We start from the raw sequence: 15,519 nt of genomic DNA, 5'->3' as shown, positions 1-15,519 counted from the left end.
GAATTCTCCAGACTTGGTCTCAGTGTCCGGCGCCGGACAGGATCAGGCGCCGATAAGTTCCCTGACCGCCGCGATATCTTCCGGCGCGCCAACATTGAGGATGGCGGCTTCCTTGGCCATGCGGCGGATGAGGCCGGACAGCACCTTGCCCGAGCCAACCTCGACGAAGGCGTCCGCGCCGCTTGCCGCCAGCCACTCGATCGATTCGCGCCAGCGCACGGTGCCGGTCACCTGTTCGACGAGCCGCTTGCGGATCTCGGCCGGATCGCTGATCGGCGCGGCCAGCACGTTGCTGACGACGGGGACAACCGGGCTCTTGATCTCGACGCCGGCCAGAGCCTCGGCCATGCGATCGGCCGCCGGCTGCATCAGCGAACAATGGAAGGGCGCGGAGACCGGCAGAAGCACGGCGCGCTTGGCGCCCTTCGTCTTGGCGATCGCGGTCGCGCGCTCCACGGCCGCCTTGTGGCCGGAGACGACCACCTGTCCGGGCTGGTTGTCATTGGCGACCGAACAGACGTCGCCCTCGGCGGCCTCGGCGGCGACTTCGGTTGCCGCATCGAGATCGAGACCGAGAAGGGCCGCCATCGCGCCCTCGCCCACCGGCACGGCGGCCTGCATGGCATCGCCGCGAATGCGCAGCAGCCGGGCGGCATCGGCGATGGAAAGAGCGCCGGCGGCGGCCAGTGCCGAATACTCGCCAAGCGAATGGCCGGCGACATAAGAAGCCACCCTGGACAGGATCACGCCTTCGGCCTCGAGCGCCTTCATGGCGGCCATCGAGGTCGCCATCAGCGCCGGCTGGGTGTTGGCGGTCAGCGTCAGCTGATCTTCCGGACCGTCCCACATGACCGCCGACAGCTTCTGGCCGAGGACGTCGTCGACCTCCTCGAAGACGGCGCGCGCGGCCGGATAGGCCTCGGCAAGCGCCTTGCCCATGCCGACCGCCTGACTGCCCTGTCCGGGGAAAACGAATGCCCGCATGACTATTCTCTCGTTCTTCTTGTTCTGGCGCATCCTGGCGATGCCTTGGCGGCGATCCGGAACCATCGGCTTGCTGCAATAACCCTGCAGGTGGCCACCGGTCACCCATGTTGGTTGCGGCTAATGCTTGCGACGGTCAGGAATGTCAAGCTCGCCCGAGGAAGATCGGCACATTTGTGGCTATTCCGCAGCCGGCGGAACATTGTGCCCCCCCATCCGTTCCAAGACGGAAAGGAGAGCGACCATGCTCAGCACAGATACTTGGCTCAAAGCCATTTGCGCCCTTCAGATCAATGCCGTTGCCTTCGGTACCTTTGTCGTCACGATTCTAACGATACCGGCGCTCACGGTGCATGCAGCCATTCTCATCCCGGTTGCCATCGCCGCCAGCATCGTGATTTCACCGATCATCGCTTGGTGGATCGCGCCGCGGATGCGTCTGAGAAACTGGGGCAAGCGCCGCTGGAATCAGGGCGACATCATCTCAGGCTGACGTCGACCGGCTTCGCAAAGCCCGGCTCAAACGCTTTCGGAGCTATAAAACTGCCTTCGCCGCAGCGGCGCCTCTTGCGCTGTTTCTGCGGTGGAGGCATTGCGTTTAGCCTCAATTTCTTTTATAGCGCCGCCATCGCATGACATGCGTTGCCCGGCCGGGGGCTGAACGGAAGGCTTTGAGTTTGGCTCGTAACTGCATTGCGCAGATCGGTCCACACCTTGGCAGGATCCTCGCGAATGGTCCGACTTCCCGTGTTCCCGCTCTCGAATCGCACCGACTTCATCGAGCCTTTCCAAGAGACTGGTTCGTGGAGGCTCCGCGCCGGGCTTAAAGAGTAGGAAAGGCAAGATCACATGGCGCTCTACGAGCATGTGTTCCTGGCCCGACAGGATGTGTCGAGCCAGCAAGTCGACGGTTTGGTCGAACAGTTGAAGTCCGTCATCGAAGAGAATGGCGGCAAGGTGGAGAAGGTGGAGAACTGGGGCGTCAAGGCCCTCGCCTACCGCATCCGCAAGAACCGCAAGGCTCACTACGTCCTCATGAATCTCGATGCGCCGCACGCGGCTGTCGCCGAGATGGAGCGCCAGATGCGCATCAACGAGGACATCCTTCGCTTCATGACCGTTTCGGTCGACGAGCTTGAGGAAGGCCAGTCCGCCATGCTGCAGAAGCGCGACCGCGAGGATCGCCCCGGCGAGCGCGGCGGCCGCTTCGGTGACGCCCCCCGTGGCCCGCGTCGTGACCGCGGTCCGCGCCGTGACGAGCAAGCAGGAGTCTAAGACATGGAAGCGACTTCCAGCCCGGCCCGCCGGCCGTTCTTCCGCCGCCGCAAGACCTGCCCGTTCTCCGGCGCCAACGCCCCGAAGATCGACTACAAGGACGTGCGTCTGCTGCAGCGCTACATCTCCGAGCGCGGCAAGATCGTTCCTTCGCGGATCACGGCCGTTTCGGCCAAGAAGCAGCGTGAGCTCGCCAAGGCGATCAAGCGCGCCCGCTTCCTCGGCCTTCTGCCCTTCGTGATCAAGTAATCACGATACCGATGCTAGCCATGCCGGGACGGTGACGCCCCGGCATCATCCGGGACCACCGGTCGGTCCGGTCCCCGGTTTCGCCAGCAACCCGAGTTGGGTCCGGATGGGATTCGATCCATCGGCCCCTAACCGCACGACGCGGGACAGCGACACGCATATGAACAGTCTTCTGATCGGTATCCTGAGCGGCCTTGCGGCCGCCGCGCTTTTCGCGGCGCCCTATGCCGGCGGTGGGTTCATGACCCTGCCGCTGCCGTTCATCTCGGCATTGCCGATCGTCATCGCGTCTCTTGGCTGGGGCACGACGATCGGGCTCGTCAGTGTGGCCGTCGCAACGCTCGTTGCGGCTGTGCACGAGGGTCCGATCGCTGCCGGCCTCTATCTCGTCATCGTGGGTCTGCCGGCAGCGGGCTATTCCTATCTCTATGGTCTTGCACGGCCGGGCCAGAGCGCGCACGCCAATGGCGGCGAGGCCTCCGGCATGGAGTGGTTCCCCTACGGCAAGATTCTCGTCGTCATCGCTGCCTTGAGCGCGATCACGGCCATCATCGCCTTCTCCGTCTCCAACTTCTCGGTCGACACCTTCGTCAACGAAAGCGTCGATGCGTTGCGCGACCGGCTGGACGAACTGAACGCGCAGGACAGCGAGGCCTTTGTCGAGACGCTGCGCTTCTACGTCAGTTTCTTCCCCTTCTTCGCCGGCCTTGGCCTCACCGCCAGCATGGCGCTGACGCTGTGGCTCGGCGGCCTGGTCGTGCGCTATTCCGGCCGGTTCTCGCGGCCCTCCGACAACCTGCCGGAGACGCTTCGGCTGCCGCCGGCGCTCGTTTTCGTGGCGGCCGGCAGCGCGTTTCTCTCCGTGGAGGACGGCAGCCTCGGCTTTGCCATGCGCAGCATCGCGGGCGCGGCGACGATGGTGCTCGCGATCTCCGGCTATGCGCTGGCCCATCTCGTGGCCCGGCGCGGGCGCGGCGGACGCTTCGCGCTCTATTTCCTCTACGTCCTCACCGTCACCTTTTTCCTGCTCCCCGTCTCGATCATGACGCTGTTTGGGGCCCTCGACACGCTCGTGGGCCTCAGGCGCCGCATTCTCGGGGCGAGGCCGTCAGGCTGAATCCTTATCCACTTCAAAGACGCATCAAGACATCCCGAAAGGAGATCACATCATGGAAGTCATTCTACTGGAACGCGTCGGCCGTCTCGGCAACATGGGCGACACCGTCAAGGTCCGCGACGGCTTTGCCCGCAACTTCCTGCTGCCGCAGGGCAAGGCGTTGCGCGCCAACAAGGCCAACATGGTCCGCTTCGAGGCCGAGAAGGCCGCGCTCATCGCCCGCAATGACGAGCGCCGCGCCGAGGCCGAGAAGCTCAAGGTCAGCATCGACCAGCGCAGCTTCGTCGTCGTGCGCCAGGCCGGTGAGACCGGTCAGCTCTACGGCTCGGTGTCCGCTCGTGACGTCATGGAGCTTCTCTCCGAAGCCGGCTTCTCGATCACCCGCAACCAGGTCGACCTCTTGAACCCGATCAAGACCATCGGCCTGCACAACGTCCTCATCCAGCTTCACCCGGAAGTCGACGCGGGCATCACGCTCAACGTCGCCCGCTCCGAGGACGAGGCCTCGCGTCAGGCGCGCGGCGAAGACCTGACCCAGCGCGACGAGGGTTTCGTGCGCGAGGTCGGCTCGATCCTCGATGAGGAAGACGAGGACGAGGGCGAGTACGTCGAGGCTGCTGCCTCCGACGAAGGCGAGGAAGCCTGATCGGTTCCTCTCAAGCTTCCGGATGGGTCGACGGACAGCGTCGGCCGGCCCGTTCGAACGCTCGATCCGGGGTGCCCTTGCGGCGCCCCGTTTCGTTCTGAGGCTCTATCTGGTGCAGCCGCCGCGAGAGCATTGCACGGGCGATGCACGTCAAAGAGCCGGTCCGCCGAACCCCGGCGCGAGTCAACGGCTCATTTGGCCTCGCGACAATATTTTCTCAGCCGGCTGTTGAAATCATGGATAGAGTCGGGATGCGTGGCGACCGTGCCGAAAAGCCACACTTTCGCACGGAATCGGCGCTATTCTCCGACAGACCGGCGACGTGACCGAGAGGGTCCGGACTGCCGGCTCGTCTTCGGCCGTTCGTCCCCCAGTTCCGGCCCGGCAAAACAGCATCATACGTCGACTGCCAGACGCCCCCGCGGGCGGGCCCTTGCCATTGAAACGAAAAAACAGATACCAACCGGATTGCAATGAGCGCCCCTGCCAAGAAACTTGAAGATCACGCGACCCTGCAGCGTCTGGCTCCCCACAACGTGGAGGCCGAACGCCAGTTGCTGGGTGCGATCCTGATGAACAACGAGACCTTTTTCCGGGTCTCCGACTTCCTGGAGCCGCAGCACTTTTTCGTCGAGCCGCACCGGATCATCTACGAGAAGGTCAGCCAGCTCATCCGGGCGGGCAAGGTCGCCTCGGCGATCACGCTCAAAAGCTTCTATCCGGCAGAACACCAGATCGGCGAGATGCCGGTCACGACCTATCTCCTGCGCCTCACCTCCGAGGCGACCACGATCATCAACGCCGAGGACTACGGCCGCACGATCCACGACCTTGCCGTGCGCCGGAACCTGATCCGCATCGGCGAGGACATGGTCAACATCGCCTTCGACGCGCCGATCGACATGCCGCCGCGCAGCCAGATCGAGGACGCCGAGCGGCGGCTTTTCGAGCTCGCCGAAACCGGGCGCTACGATGGCGGCTTTCACAGCTTTACCGAGGCGCTGACCGAGGCCATCGACATGGCGGCGGCAGCCTTCGAGCGCGACGGCCATCTGTCCGGCATTTCCACGGGCCTGCGCGACATGGACAGCCGCATGGGCGGCCTGCAGCGCTCCGACCTCATCATCCTTGCCGCCCGTCCCGCGATGGGCAAGACCTCGCTCGTCACCAACATCGCCTTCAATGTCGCCAGCGCCTACGAGGCAGTGGAGCAGCCGGACGGCAGCCTCAAGACCGTCAACGGCGGCATTGTCGGCTTCTTCAGCCTCGAAATGTCGTCCGAACAGCTCGCGACCCGTATCATCGCCGAGCAGACGGGGATTTCGTCCTCGCGCATCCGTCGCGGCGACATCAAGGAATCGGAATTCGGCAAGCTGCAGGCGGCGGCGCAGTTCATGCAGACGCTGCCGCTCTACATCGACCACACCGGCGGCATCTCGATTGCCCAGCTCGCCGCCCGGGCCCGGCGACTGAAGCGCCAGCGCGGCCTCGACTGCCTCATCGTCGACTATCTGCAGCTTCTCTCCGGCACGGCCAAGAGCGCGGCCGGCGGGCGCGTGCAGGAAATCACCGAAATCACCACCGGCCTCAAGGCGCTCGCCAAGGAACTGGCGGTGCCGATCATCGCGCTCTCCCAGCTCTCCCGACAGGTGGAATCGCGCGACGACAAGCGGCCCCAGCTTTCCGATCTTCGCGAATCCGGTTCCATCGAACAGGATGCCGACGTTGTCATGTTCATCTATCGTGATGAATACTACCTGCAGTCCCGCATGCCCAAGGAAGGAACGGAAGAGTTCTTCAAGTGGCAGAAGGAGATGGACGAGGCCAAGGGCAAGGCCGAGGTGCTGATCGCCAAGCAGCGCCACGGCCCGACCGGCACCGTCAACCTGCAATTCGACAGCGAGGTCACGCGTTTCTCCGACCTCGCCCAGTCCGACCACATGCCGATGCGGATGGAGTGATCCCCGTCGGCGGACGAGACCCACGCCGACAGGGAGATCAAGCCTGCACCATGATCGAGGATCGTCCGCTCGCCGCCCCCGACCTTCAGCCCGAGACGGCGGGCGCCCGCCTGTCGATCGATCTCGCCGCGCTCGTCCACAACTGGCGCGATCTTGGCGGACGAGCGAGGCAGGCGCGCTGCGCGGCGGTCGTCAAGGCGGACGGATACGGCCTTGGTATCGAGCCGGTGGCAAGAGCCCTTTCTGATGCTGGATGCGACACCTTCTTCGCCGCCCTGCCGGCGGAAGGCGCACGGGTCCGCCGCACGGTGCCGGACGCCACCATCTACATCCTCAATGGTCTCTTCGATGGCTGCGCGCCGTTTCTCGCGGCCCACAATCTCCGCCCTGTTCTCGGCAGCATGCCTGAGATCGAGGAATGGCTCGCCTTCGGGCGGATCGCCGGCGACGTGCCCTCCCCGGCGATCCATGTCGATACCGGCATGAACCGGCTCGGCCTGTCGCTGAGCGAAGCGCAGATGCTGGCGAGCGACGCAGCGCGCATGGACGCGCTGTCGCCATCGCTGGTGATGAGCCATTTTGCCTGCGCCGACACGCCCCAGCATCCGCTCAACACCGCCCAGCTTGCCGACTTCGCCGACGTCCGGCGGATGTTTCCGGGCCTTCCCGGCTCGCTCGCGAACTCGGCGGGCGTGTTCCTTGGCAACGAGGCCCATCACGACCTGATGCGGCCCGGCATCGCGCTCTATGGCGCGGCAGCGGTCGTGGGTGCCCTCAACCCGATGCGCACGGTCGTCACGCTGGAGGCGCGCGTGATCCAGGTGCGCGACGTCCTTCCCGGCCAGAGCGTCGGCTATGGCGCGGCCTGGCTCTGTGAGACGCCGACCCGTATCGCCGTCATTTCCGTCGGCTATGCGGACGGATTCTTGCGCGCCGCAGGTTCGCACACCGGCAAGACCGGCTCCTCAGCCGCCATCGAGGGCCATCTTGCCCCCATCGTCGGCCGCGTCTCGATGGATCTCATTGCCATCGACGTCACAGCCCTGCCCGACGGCCTCGTCCAGCGCGGCAGCTTCGTCGAACTCTTCGGCCCCAACATTCCCATCGACCGCGCGGCGGCGCGGGCGGGCACGATCGGCTACGAGTTCCTGACTGGATTGGGGCCGCGATATTTGCGGCGCTATGTGTGAGGCCAGACCCCGTATCGGGCCGGGGATCTCCAACCATCCCCCGCAATTTCTCTCCGCCCGCGCGGAAGCCGATCGACGCCTCTTCCTCGGGCCACGGGAATGAAATAAAGCGAAGGCATGCTTACAGTTCTTCGCGAGAATTCCCGCTTCGTCCGAGACAACGCCCGCTGGCTCGGTGGTGGCTTCCTGCTGACCCTCTTCTCCTCCTTCGGGCAGACGTTCTTCATCGGGCTGTCGGGGAATGACCTGCGCCAGACCTTCAACCTTTCCGGCGGCGCATTCGGCGCCATCTACATGGTCGCGACGCTGGCGAGCGCTGCGAGCCTGCCGTGGCTCGGGCGCACCCTCGACCTGATGCCGGGCTGGAAGGTCACCCGCTTCTCCATGCCCGCGCTGGCCTTTGCCTGCGTCCTCATCGCGCTCGCTCCGAATGTCGCCGTCCTCGCCATCGCGATCTACCTGCTCCGGCTCTTTGGGCAGGGGATGATGACCGAGATCGCCCTGACGGAAATCGGACGCTGGTTCGCGGCCAACCGCGGACGGGCGATGGCGCTCATCACGCCCGGCCAGCAACTGGGCTCGACGATTTTCCCGGCTGTGGTGATCTTCATCACGCAATCCAGCGGCGACTGGCGGATGGCATGGTTTGCCTCCGCCGCCCTCGTCCTGCTGGTCGGTCTTCCGGCGATCGTCGGCCTGATGCGGGTGGAGCGCGTGCCACAGTCGCAGGAGACGACCGTCGCCGGCCCACGCACGGCCCGGGACTGGTCACGCAAGGAGGTCATCCGCGATCCGGTGCTCTACCTGCTGCTCGTGGGCATCCTCGCACCGGCCTTCATCGGCACCGTGGTCTTCTTCCACCAGGGCTACCTGATCGAACTCAGGGGCTATGATCCGCTGGTCTTCGCCATCGCCTTTCCCGTCATGTCGGTGACGACCATCGTGGCCGGATTCGTCTGCGGCTACCTCGTCGACCGCTTCGGCGCGCTCAGGCTACTGCCGTTCTTTCTCGCGCCTCTTGCCGTCGCTTCTGCCGCCGTCGGTCTCGTGACGCCCGTCTGGGGCGTCTATCTCTTCATGTTGCTGCTCGGCATCAGCTTCGGCTTCACCTCGACCCTGCTCGGCGCGCTGTGGCCGGAAGTCTATGGCGTCGCCAACCTCGGAGGGATCCGGGCCATCGTCGTCGCCGCCATGGTCCTCTCGACGGCGATCGGCCCGGGGCTGACCGGCGCTCTCATCGATCTTGGCGTCGGATTGCCGAGCCAGATGCTCTGGATGGCGGCCTGGTGCGTTGTCGCCTCATTCGCACTTCTGAGCGCCACGAGAACCGTGCAACGACGCGAGGCCGCAGGCTGAGATCGTCCTTGCGCCGCGAGTTCGGGGGGCGGACCCAAACGGCTGTTGTCTGGGTCGACCCTGGAACGATTGCGGACGACGGAACGTCTCCGGCGAACGACCGTCTTTCGGAAAAATTTGTATGACGTCTTAGCGTCTGCCGGTGGACAGGCCGGCATCGCCCCCCTAGGCTGGTCCTCACGGAGACATGAGGATGAAGTCTATGTTCAAAAAAATCATGATTCCGGTGGATTTGCGTCACACGCCCTCCATGGGCAAGGCGTTGAACATCGCAGCCGAATTGGCAAAATCCAATAATGCCACAGTCACCTATGTCGGCGTCACCAGCCCTGAACCTGGAGAACTGGGGCACAACCCGGCGGAATACAGCGAGAAGCTGAAACAATTCGCAGCGGCTCAGGCCGATGCACATGGCCACAGCGCCCAAACCCATATGATTGTCGCCAACGACCCGGCGATCGATCTCGACAGCCAGCTGACCCAGGCCGCCGAGGAAACCGGCGCCGATCTGGTGGTGATGGCGACCCACATTCCGAATGTGACCGACTACGTCTGGTCCTCGCACGGTGGCTATCTGGCCAACCACGCCCGGGCTTCGGTCTTCCTGGTGCGCGGCTGAGCGCAGGACCATCACTCTACAAACCCGAAACGAGCGAGAGGAGGACGGCACATGTCGAATGCTGGAGACACTGCAGGCATACCCGCTCCGGAAGGGCATACCGGTCTTATCTACACCGATTACGAGATCGGCCAGGACAATCTGGAGGGACAAGTGGGGCCGTTCGGCTTCGACGTCCACAATCCCGTCTTCATGGTCTCGGCGCTGAGCATCGTCGCCTTCGTCTTCTACGCGCTGGCGCTGCCCGAGCAGGCCGGAGCGGTCTTCGGCTGGCTGCGACCGTGGCTGACCTCGACCTTCGACTGGTTCTTCCTCACCTCGGCCAACATCTTCGTCATCTTCTGCCTGTTCCTGATCGTCAGCCCCTGGGGGAAAGTCCGGCTGGGCGGCAAGGATGCCAAGCCCGATTTCACCTATATCGGCTGGTTCGCGATGCTGTTTGCCGCCGGCATGGGCATAGGGCTGATGTTCTTCGGCGTGCTCGAGCCGGTCTATCACATGGCGATCTCGAGCCCGCTCGGCACGCCCTCCCCCTTCGACGCCGACGGCAACATCATCGCCGCGAATGTGGATCAGGCCAAGGCGATGGGGCTTGCGGCGACGATCTATCACTGGGGCCTGCATCCCTGGGCCATCTATGCCATCGTCGCCCTGGCGCTGGCGTTGTTCTCGTTCAACAAGGGCCTGCCGCTGACGATCCGTTCGGCCTTCTACCCGATTTTCGGCGAACGCATCTGGGGCTGGACCGGCCATGTCATCGACATCCTCGCCGTCTTCGCCACGCTCTTCGGCCTTGCCACCTCACTCGGCTTCGGCGCGCAGCAGGCCAATGCCGGGCTCAACCATGTCTTCGGCATCCCGATCAGTATCCCGGTGCAGGTCGTCCTGATCACCGCGATCACCGGCATCGCCCTGTTCTCGGTCCTGCGCGGGCTGGACGGCGGGGTGAAGCTCCTGTCGGAGATCAACATGGCCATCGCGGCGCTGCTGCTGCTGTTCGTGCTTTTTGTCGGCCCGACCGTGCTGATCCTCACCGATTTCGGCCAGGGCCTGGTCGCCTATGCCAAGGACATCATCCCTCTGTCCAATCCGATCGGGCGGACCGACGATGCCTATCGCGACGGCTGGACCGCCTTCTACTGGGCCTGGTGGATCTCGTGGTCGCCGTTCGTGGGTATGTTCATCGCCCGTGTCTCGCGCGGGCGCACGGTGCGTGAATTCATCACCTGCGTCCTGATCATTCCCTCGCTCGTCTGCGTCCTGTGGATGGCGGTCTTCGGCGGCGTCGCCATCGACCAGGTGCTGTCGGATCCTGCGTCATCGGCGGTGAAGGCCAATGTGATCGACAGCTACAATCCGCCGCTGTCGCTGTTCGCGATGCTGGAAGGCCTGCCCTTCTCCTCGATTACCTCCGTGATCGCGATCGTGCTGGTGATCGTCTTCTTCGTCACCTCGTCGGACTCAGGCTCGCTGGTGATCGACACCATCACCGCCGGCGGCAAGGTCGACGCGCCTGTGCCGCAGCGCGTGTTCTGGGCCACCTTCGAGGGTGCGGTGGCGATCGTGCTGCTGATCGGCGGCGGGCTCAGTGCGCTGCAGGCGATGGTGATCTCGACCGGCCTGCCCTTCACTCTGGTGCTTCTCCTGATGTGCTGGGCGATCTTCAAGGGCCTGCGGACCGAGCCAGTCTGATGACCGGGTGAACCCATACGAAGGGCGCCCGGTCAGACCATCGGGCGCCCCGCTGCGGGTCCTCGCTCCCATGCACCGGGATCGCCGCGGGCGATCCATGGACTGATGTTCCAAGAAGAATTCCCGCGAACAGCAATGGACAAAACAGGAACATTCTGGTCTGATGCAGTTGATTCTGCAGCATCGAGAGATCCATGGCCAAGCGAAACGCACGATTTGTCTGTCAGCACTGCGGCGGCGTCACCACCAAATGGGCAGGCAAATGCGAGGCCTGCGGCGAGTGGAACTCGATCGTCGAGGAGATGGACGGCGGCGGCATCGGCGGCGGTCCGGGCCGCAAGCCGCGCCGGGGCCGGGTCGTGCCCCTGCTGCCGCTCGTCGGCGCGACGGACAGCGCGCCGCGCATCGTCTCGGGAATCGGTGAGTTCGACCGGGTCACCGGCGGCGGCTTCGTGCGCGGGTCGGCCCTGCTCGTCGGCGGCGATCCCGGCATCGGCAAGTCGACCATCCTGATCCAGGCCGCCGCGGAACTTGCCCGCCGGGGCCAGCGGGTCGTCTATATCTCCGGCGAGGAAGCCGTCGCGCAGGTTCGCCTTCGGGCCGAACGCCTCGGCCTTCTGGATGCACCGTTGCAGCTTGCCGCCGAGACCAGCGTCGAGGACATCCTGACGACGCTGGAAGCCGGCGAGCGCCCCGCCCTCGTGATTATCGATTCCATCCAGACGATCTGGACGGAAATGGCCGAATCCGCGCCCGGATCGGTGGCGCAGGTGCGCACGTCCGCCCAGGCGCTGATCCGCTATGCCAAGGAGAGCGGCGCAACCGTCGTCCTCGTCGGCCACGTCACCAAGGAGGGCACCATCGCGGGTCCGCGCGTCGTCGAGCACATGGTCGACGCCGTCCTCTATTTCGAGGGCGACAACGCCGGTCACTTCCGCATCCTGCGCGCGGTCAAGAACCGCTTCGGCCCGACCGACGAGATCGGCGTCTTCGAAATGACCGGCAAGGGCCTGCGCGAGGTGCCCAATCCGTCCGAGCTTTTCCTTGGCGAACGCAGCCGCGCGAGCCCGGGCGCGGCCGTCTTTGCCGGCATGGAGGGCACCCGCCCGGTCCTCGTCGAGGTCCAGGCCCTCGTGGCGCCCTCGCCCCTCGGCACGCCGCGCCGCGCCGTCATCGGCTGGGACAGCGCGCGCCTTTCCATGATCCTCGCCGTGCTCGAAGCCCATTGCGGCGTGCGCTTCGGCCAGCACGATGTCTATCTCAACATCGCCGGCGGCCTGCGCATCCAGGAACCGGCGGCCGATCTTGCCGTTGCCGCCGCTCTCGTCTCTTCCCTTGCCGGTGCGACGCTCGACCCGACCAGCGTCTTCTTTGGCGAAGTGAGCCTTTCCGGTCTCGTGCGCCCGGTCGCCCACGCCATGCTGCGACTGAAGGAAGCGGAGAAACTCGGATTTATGACCGCCGTTGCCCCCGCAAGCCGGGGCGGCGAGGAGCGCGGCCCCTCTCCCATGAGGCTCGACACGGTCGAGCAGCTTGCCGATCTCGTCGCCCGCGTGGCGGCGAGAGCGCATGGAAGGCAGGAACAGATGGGGCGGGCGGCGGAGTGAGCGGCGCTTGTGCCATGCCGAAAAATATGGTGTCTGCAATCTGCCAAGGTTAATAAGACTGCGTGATGCTGGCGCGATTCGTGGCTAGCGTTTACCTTGCGGCCATACACTGCGGCAGGGCGTTCCGCCGGGCGGCTCTGGTGGAGGGTGCGATCCATCCTCCTTTCTTGCCGGAGGACGGGGCACGGATGGCCGCCGGTGGATCGCATCGGATCGCGGGTGCGCCCGACATGGCGGTGCATTTTGCCCGCGACATGAGGATTGTCGGTCGACGTGGCCAGCCGGAACGTGTCGTCGGGAGCGTATCGTCCGGGCCGAAGCGGAAAGACATTCGGAAGGCGTCCAACCCCGAACGGGAGCCGGCGCGCCTTTCTCGGGGGAAGTGGAAGTAGAACGATGCCGATTACGCTGCTCGACGGAATCCTGCTGGTCATTATGATGATTTCGGCGGTTCTGGCGATGATCCGCGGCTTTGTGCGCGAGGTCCTGTCCATCGTCTCCTGGATTGCCGCCGCGGGGGCAGCCTATCTCTTCTATGACGACCTCCTGCCCTATGTGCAGCAGCACATCAGCTACAAGCCGATCCAGATCGCGGTCGCGGCAGGCAGCATCTTTCTCATCACGCTGCTGATCGTCAGCTTCATCACGATGCGCATCTCCGACCTCGTGCTGGACAGCCGCATCGGCGCGCTCGACCGGACGCTCGGGTTTGTCTTCGGTGCCCTGCGCGGCCTGCTTCTGGTCGTGGTGGGCATGATGTTCTTCACTTGGTTCATGCCGGATATCGACACCTATCCGCGCTGGATCGCGGAGGCCAAGTCGCGCCCCTTGCTGATCGCCCTCGGCAACCAGCTCCAGGCCGCGCTGCCGGCCGATCCGGAACAGGCGGTGCTTGACCAGTTCCGCAATCCGGAACGCAACACCACGGCTCCCGCGACAAACACGACCGAGACGCCCGCCAACGACAGCGACTACAAGAAGAACGAGCAGAACGGCCTCGATCAGCTGATCCAGTCGACCGGCGAACAGTAGAGCCCGCGGCTTCCGGGACGGAAGAGAGCCGATGATGTACCGTCCGTGCCGGCGCCTGCGTCCTGAAGCAAAAACCGCGGTTGCGCGGCAAGGATTTGCATCGCTGGTTCGAAAGACCGTTGCGGTTTTTGCTCAAGTCTTTGCAGCAAATCCGGGCTGTACAACCGTTCCGGGGCAGACCGGCGAGTTGAATTGCGCCCCTGCAATGAGCACATGGCGGATATGAGCCGGTTCAGGGTTGCTTTCGCTGCCCCCAAAAGTTACAGCCGTTCCAGTTTTGTGGCCCGGAGTGCTGCCGATGAGTGATTTCTCCTTGCATCCCTTCGCCCGCGAGGGCGCGGATGGCGGCGATGACGATCGCTTTCACGAGGAATGCGGTGTGTTCGGCGTGTTCGGGGCGCAGAACGCCGCGGCACTGACGGCGCTCGGACTGCATGCGCTCCAGCACCGGGGGCAGGAAGCGGCCGGCATCTGCACCTATGACGGCACGCAGTTCTACACCGAACGCCACGTCGGCCTCGTCGACGACAATTTCACCAAGCCCTCGGTCATCGCGCGCCTGCCCGGCGACCGCGCCATCGGCCACAACCGCTATTCGACGACCGGCGACAGCGGCATCCGCAACGTCCAGCCGCTCTTTGCCGAATTCGCCGGCGGCGGCTTTGCCGTAGCGCACAACGGCAACCTCACCAACGCCCTGACCCTCCAGAAGGAGTTGCAGCGGCGCGGGTCGATCTTCCAGTCGACCTCCGACACGGAAACGATCCTCCATCTCATCGCGACGAGTGCCAAGGAGCATCTGGTCGACCGCATCATCGATGCGCTGAAGCGGATCGAGGGGGCCTATTCGCTCGTCTGCGTCTCGGAGAAGAAGCTCATCGGCTGCCGCGATCCGCTCGGCATCCGCCCGCTGGTGCTTGGCCACCTCGACGGGGCGACGGTGCTCGCGTCGGAAACCTGCGCCCTCGACATCATCGGCGCCCGCTTCCTGCGCGAGGTCGAGCCCGGCGAGATGGTGGTCATCACGCCCGATGGCGTCGAAAGCATCCGCCCCTTCGAGAGCCAGCGCTCGCGTTTCTGCATCTTCGAGTATGTCTATTTCGCGCGGCCGGATTCGGTTCACGGCGGCACGAGCGTCTACAATGTGCGCAAGCGCATTGGCGAAGAGCTTGCCCGGGAAATGCCGGTGGACGCCGACGTCGTGGTTCCGGTGCCCGATTCCGGCACCCCGGCTGCGATCGGCTTTGCCGAGGCGTCCGGCATTCCGTTCGATCTGGGTATCATCCGCAACCACTACGTCGGGCGCACCTTCATCGAGCCGTCGGACCAGATCCGCAACATGGGCGTCAAGCTGAAGCACAACGCCAACCGGGCGGTGATCGCCGGCAAGCGCGTCGTTCTCGTCGACGACTCCATCGTGCGCGGCACGACGTCCCTCAAGATCGTGCAGATGGTGCGCGATGCCGGAGCGTCCGAGGTGCACATGCGCATCGCCAGCCCTCCGACGAAGGATTCCTGCTTCTATGGCGTCGATACGCCGGAGAAGGGCAAGCTGCTCGCCTCGCGCATGTCGATCAGCGAAATGGCGTCCTACATCAACGTGGACAGCCTGGCGTTCCTGTCGATCGACGGCCTTTACCGCGCTGTGGGCGAGGCGCGGCGGAACAACGACATTCCGCAGTATTGCGATGCCTGCTTTACCGGCGACTACCCGACAGTGCTGACCGACCGCTCCGGCCCCAACAACATCCGCCAGCTTTCGCTGCTGTCGGACGTCTCCTGATCCCAGTT

The 15,519-nt window shown here is 64.8% G+C and carries 14 protein-coding genes; 13 read left to right on the top strand and 1 reads right to left on the bottom strand.

Features of this window, described 5'->3' with window-relative positions; genetic code table 11:
* Positions 1-42: 42 nt before the first annotated feature.
* Complete coding sequence (gene fabD, locus HDIA_RS09090) at positions 43-984, bottom strand: ACP S-malonyltransferase (protein ID WP_099555879.1); 942 nt, start codon at positions 982-984, stop codon at positions 43-45.
* Positions 985-1,228: 244 nt separating this feature from the next.
* Here fabD and HDIA_RS09085 point away from each other — a divergent pair, with 244 nt between their 5' ends.
* From HDIA_RS09085 to purF, 13 genes are all read left to right on the top strand, one after another.
* On the top strand, positions 1,229-1,477 hold the full coding sequence (locus tag HDIA_RS09085) for a hypothetical protein (protein WP_099555878.1): 249 nt from the start codon (positions 1,229-1,231) through the stop codon (positions 1,475-1,477).
* A gap of 356 nt (positions 1,478-1,833) precedes the next feature.
* Positions 1,834-2,259: a 30S ribosomal protein S6 gene (rpsF, locus tag HDIA_RS09080; RefSeq protein WP_099555877.1), complete on the top strand. Its 426-nt coding sequence runs from the start codon at positions 1,834-1,836 to the stop codon at positions 2,257-2,259.
* A 3-nt stretch (positions 2,260-2,262) separates the two neighbouring features.
* Positions 2,263-2,508 (top strand): 30S ribosomal protein S18, encoded by a 246-nt coding sequence (gene rpsR / locus HDIA_RS09075; protein WP_099555876.1) that lies wholly within the window; start codon positions 2,263-2,265, stop codon positions 2,506-2,508.
* 160 nt (positions 2,509-2,668) lie between these two features.
* Positions 2,669-3,625 (top strand): DUF2232 domain-containing protein, encoded by a 957-nt coding sequence (locus HDIA_RS09070; protein WP_099555875.1) that lies wholly within the window; start codon positions 2,669-2,671, stop codon positions 3,623-3,625.
* Between the two features lie 52 nt (positions 3,626-3,677).
* Complete coding sequence (gene rplI / locus HDIA_RS09065; RefSeq protein ID WP_099555874.1) at positions 3,678-4,271, top strand: 50S ribosomal protein L9; 594 nt, start codon at positions 3,678-3,680, stop codon at positions 4,269-4,271.
* 473 nt (positions 4,272-4,744) lie between these two features.
* On the top strand, positions 4,745-6,232 hold the full coding sequence (locus HDIA_RS09060; protein WP_099555873.1) for a replicative DNA helicase: 1,488 nt from the start codon (positions 4,745-4,747) through the stop codon (positions 6,230-6,232).
* Positions 6,233-6,282: 50 nt separating this feature from the next.
* Positions 6,283-7,422, top strand: a complete 1,140-nt coding sequence (alr, locus tag HDIA_RS09055; protein ID WP_099555872.1) for an alanine racemase — start codon at positions 6,283-6,285, stop codon at positions 7,420-7,422.
* A gap of 117 nt (positions 7,423-7,539) precedes the next feature.
* Positions 7,540-8,778 (top strand): MFS transporter, encoded by a 1,239-nt coding sequence (locus HDIA_RS09050; protein ID WP_099555871.1) that lies wholly within the window; start codon positions 7,540-7,542, stop codon positions 8,776-8,778.
* A gap of 193 nt (positions 8,779-8,971) precedes the next feature.
* The gene (locus HDIA_RS09045; RefSeq protein ID WP_245884214.1) at positions 8,972-9,397 is read left to right on the top strand and encodes a universal stress protein; all 426 of its coding nucleotides are present in this window, start codon (positions 8,972-8,974) and stop codon (positions 9,395-9,397) included.
* Positions 9,398-9,448: 51 nt separating this feature from the next.
* Positions 9,449-11,089: a BCCT family transporter gene (locus tag HDIA_RS09040; protein WP_099555869.1), complete on the top strand. Its 1,641-nt coding sequence runs from the start codon at positions 9,449-9,451 to the stop codon at positions 11,087-11,089.
* Positions 11,090-11,283: 194 nt separating this feature from the next.
* On the top strand, positions 11,284-12,696 hold the full coding sequence (gene radA, locus HDIA_RS09035; protein ID WP_099555868.1) for a DNA repair protein RadA: 1,413 nt from the start codon (positions 11,284-11,286) through the stop codon (positions 12,694-12,696).
* 396 nt (positions 12,697-13,092) lie between these two features.
* A complete protein-coding gene (locus tag HDIA_RS09025) occupies positions 13,093-13,728 on the top strand; it encodes a CvpA family protein (protein WP_099555866.1) in 636 nt (211 codons plus the stop codon).
* A gap of 298 nt (positions 13,729-14,026) precedes the next feature.
* A complete protein-coding gene (purF, locus tag HDIA_RS09020) occupies positions 14,027-15,511 on the top strand; it encodes an amidophosphoribosyltransferase (RefSeq protein WP_099555865.1) in 1,485 nt (494 codons plus the stop codon).
* The last annotated feature ends 8 nt before the right edge of the window (positions 15,512-15,519 follow it).

The organism is Hartmannibacter diazotrophicus, from assembly GCF_900231165.1.
GTDB lineage: Bacteria > Pseudomonadota > Alphaproteobacteria > Rhizobiales > Pleomorphomonadaceae > Hartmannibacter > Hartmannibacter diazotrophicus.
The sequence above is the reverse complement of the archived record's forward strand: the minus strand, read 5'-3'. Positions and strand labels throughout refer to the sequence as shown.

What these genes read in the sequence shown, in the direction of transcription:
- fabD (WP_099555879.1), bottom strand. Translation starts at nt 984, where the DNA reads ATGCGGGCATTCGTTTTCCCCGGACAGGGCAGTCAGGCGGTCGGCATG.
- HDIA_RS09085 (WP_099555878.1), top strand. Translation starts at nt 1,229, where the DNA reads ATGCTCAGCACAGATACTTGGCTCAAAGCCATTTGCGCCCTTCAGATC.
- rpsF (WP_099555877.1), top strand. Translation starts at nt 1,834, where the DNA reads ATGGCGCTCTACGAGCATGTGTTCCTGGCCCGACAGGATGTGTCGAGC.
- rpsR (WP_099555876.1), top strand. Translation starts at nt 2,263, where the DNA reads ATGGAAGCGACTTCCAGCCCGGCCCGCCGGCCGTTCTTCCGCCGCCGC.
- HDIA_RS09070 (WP_099555875.1), top strand. Translation starts at nt 2,669, where the DNA reads ATGAACAGTCTTCTGATCGGTATCCTGAGCGGCCTTGCGGCCGCCGCG.
- rplI (WP_099555874.1), top strand. Translation starts at nt 3,678, where the DNA reads ATGGAAGTCATTCTACTGGAACGCGTCGGCCGTCTCGGCAACATGGGC.
- HDIA_RS09060 (WP_099555873.1), top strand. Translation starts at nt 4,745, where the DNA reads ATGAGCGCCCCTGCCAAGAAACTTGAAGATCACGCGACCCTGCAGCGT.
- alr (WP_099555872.1), top strand. Translation starts at nt 6,283, where the DNA reads ATGATCGAGGATCGTCCGCTCGCCGCCCCCGACCTTCAGCCCGAGACG.
- HDIA_RS09050 (WP_099555871.1), top strand. Translation starts at nt 7,540, where the DNA reads ATGCTTACAGTTCTTCGCGAGAATTCCCGCTTCGTCCGAGACAACGCC.
- HDIA_RS09045 (WP_245884214.1), top strand. Translation starts at nt 8,972, where the DNA reads ATGAAGTCTATGTTCAAAAAAATCATGATTCCGGTGGATTTGCGTCAC.
- HDIA_RS09040 (WP_099555869.1), top strand. Translation starts at nt 9,449, where the DNA reads ATGTCGAATGCTGGAGACACTGCAGGCATACCCGCTCCGGAAGGGCAT.
- radA (WP_099555868.1), top strand. Translation starts at nt 11,284, where the DNA reads ATGGCCAAGCGAAACGCACGATTTGTCTGTCAGCACTGCGGCGGCGTC.
- HDIA_RS09025 (WP_099555866.1), top strand. Translation starts at nt 13,093, where the DNA reads ATGCCGATTACGCTGCTCGACGGAATCCTGCTGGTCATTATGATGATT.
- purF (WP_099555865.1), top strand. Translation starts at nt 14,027, where the DNA reads ATGAGTGATTTCTCCTTGCATCCCTTCGCCCGCGAGGGCGCGGATGGC.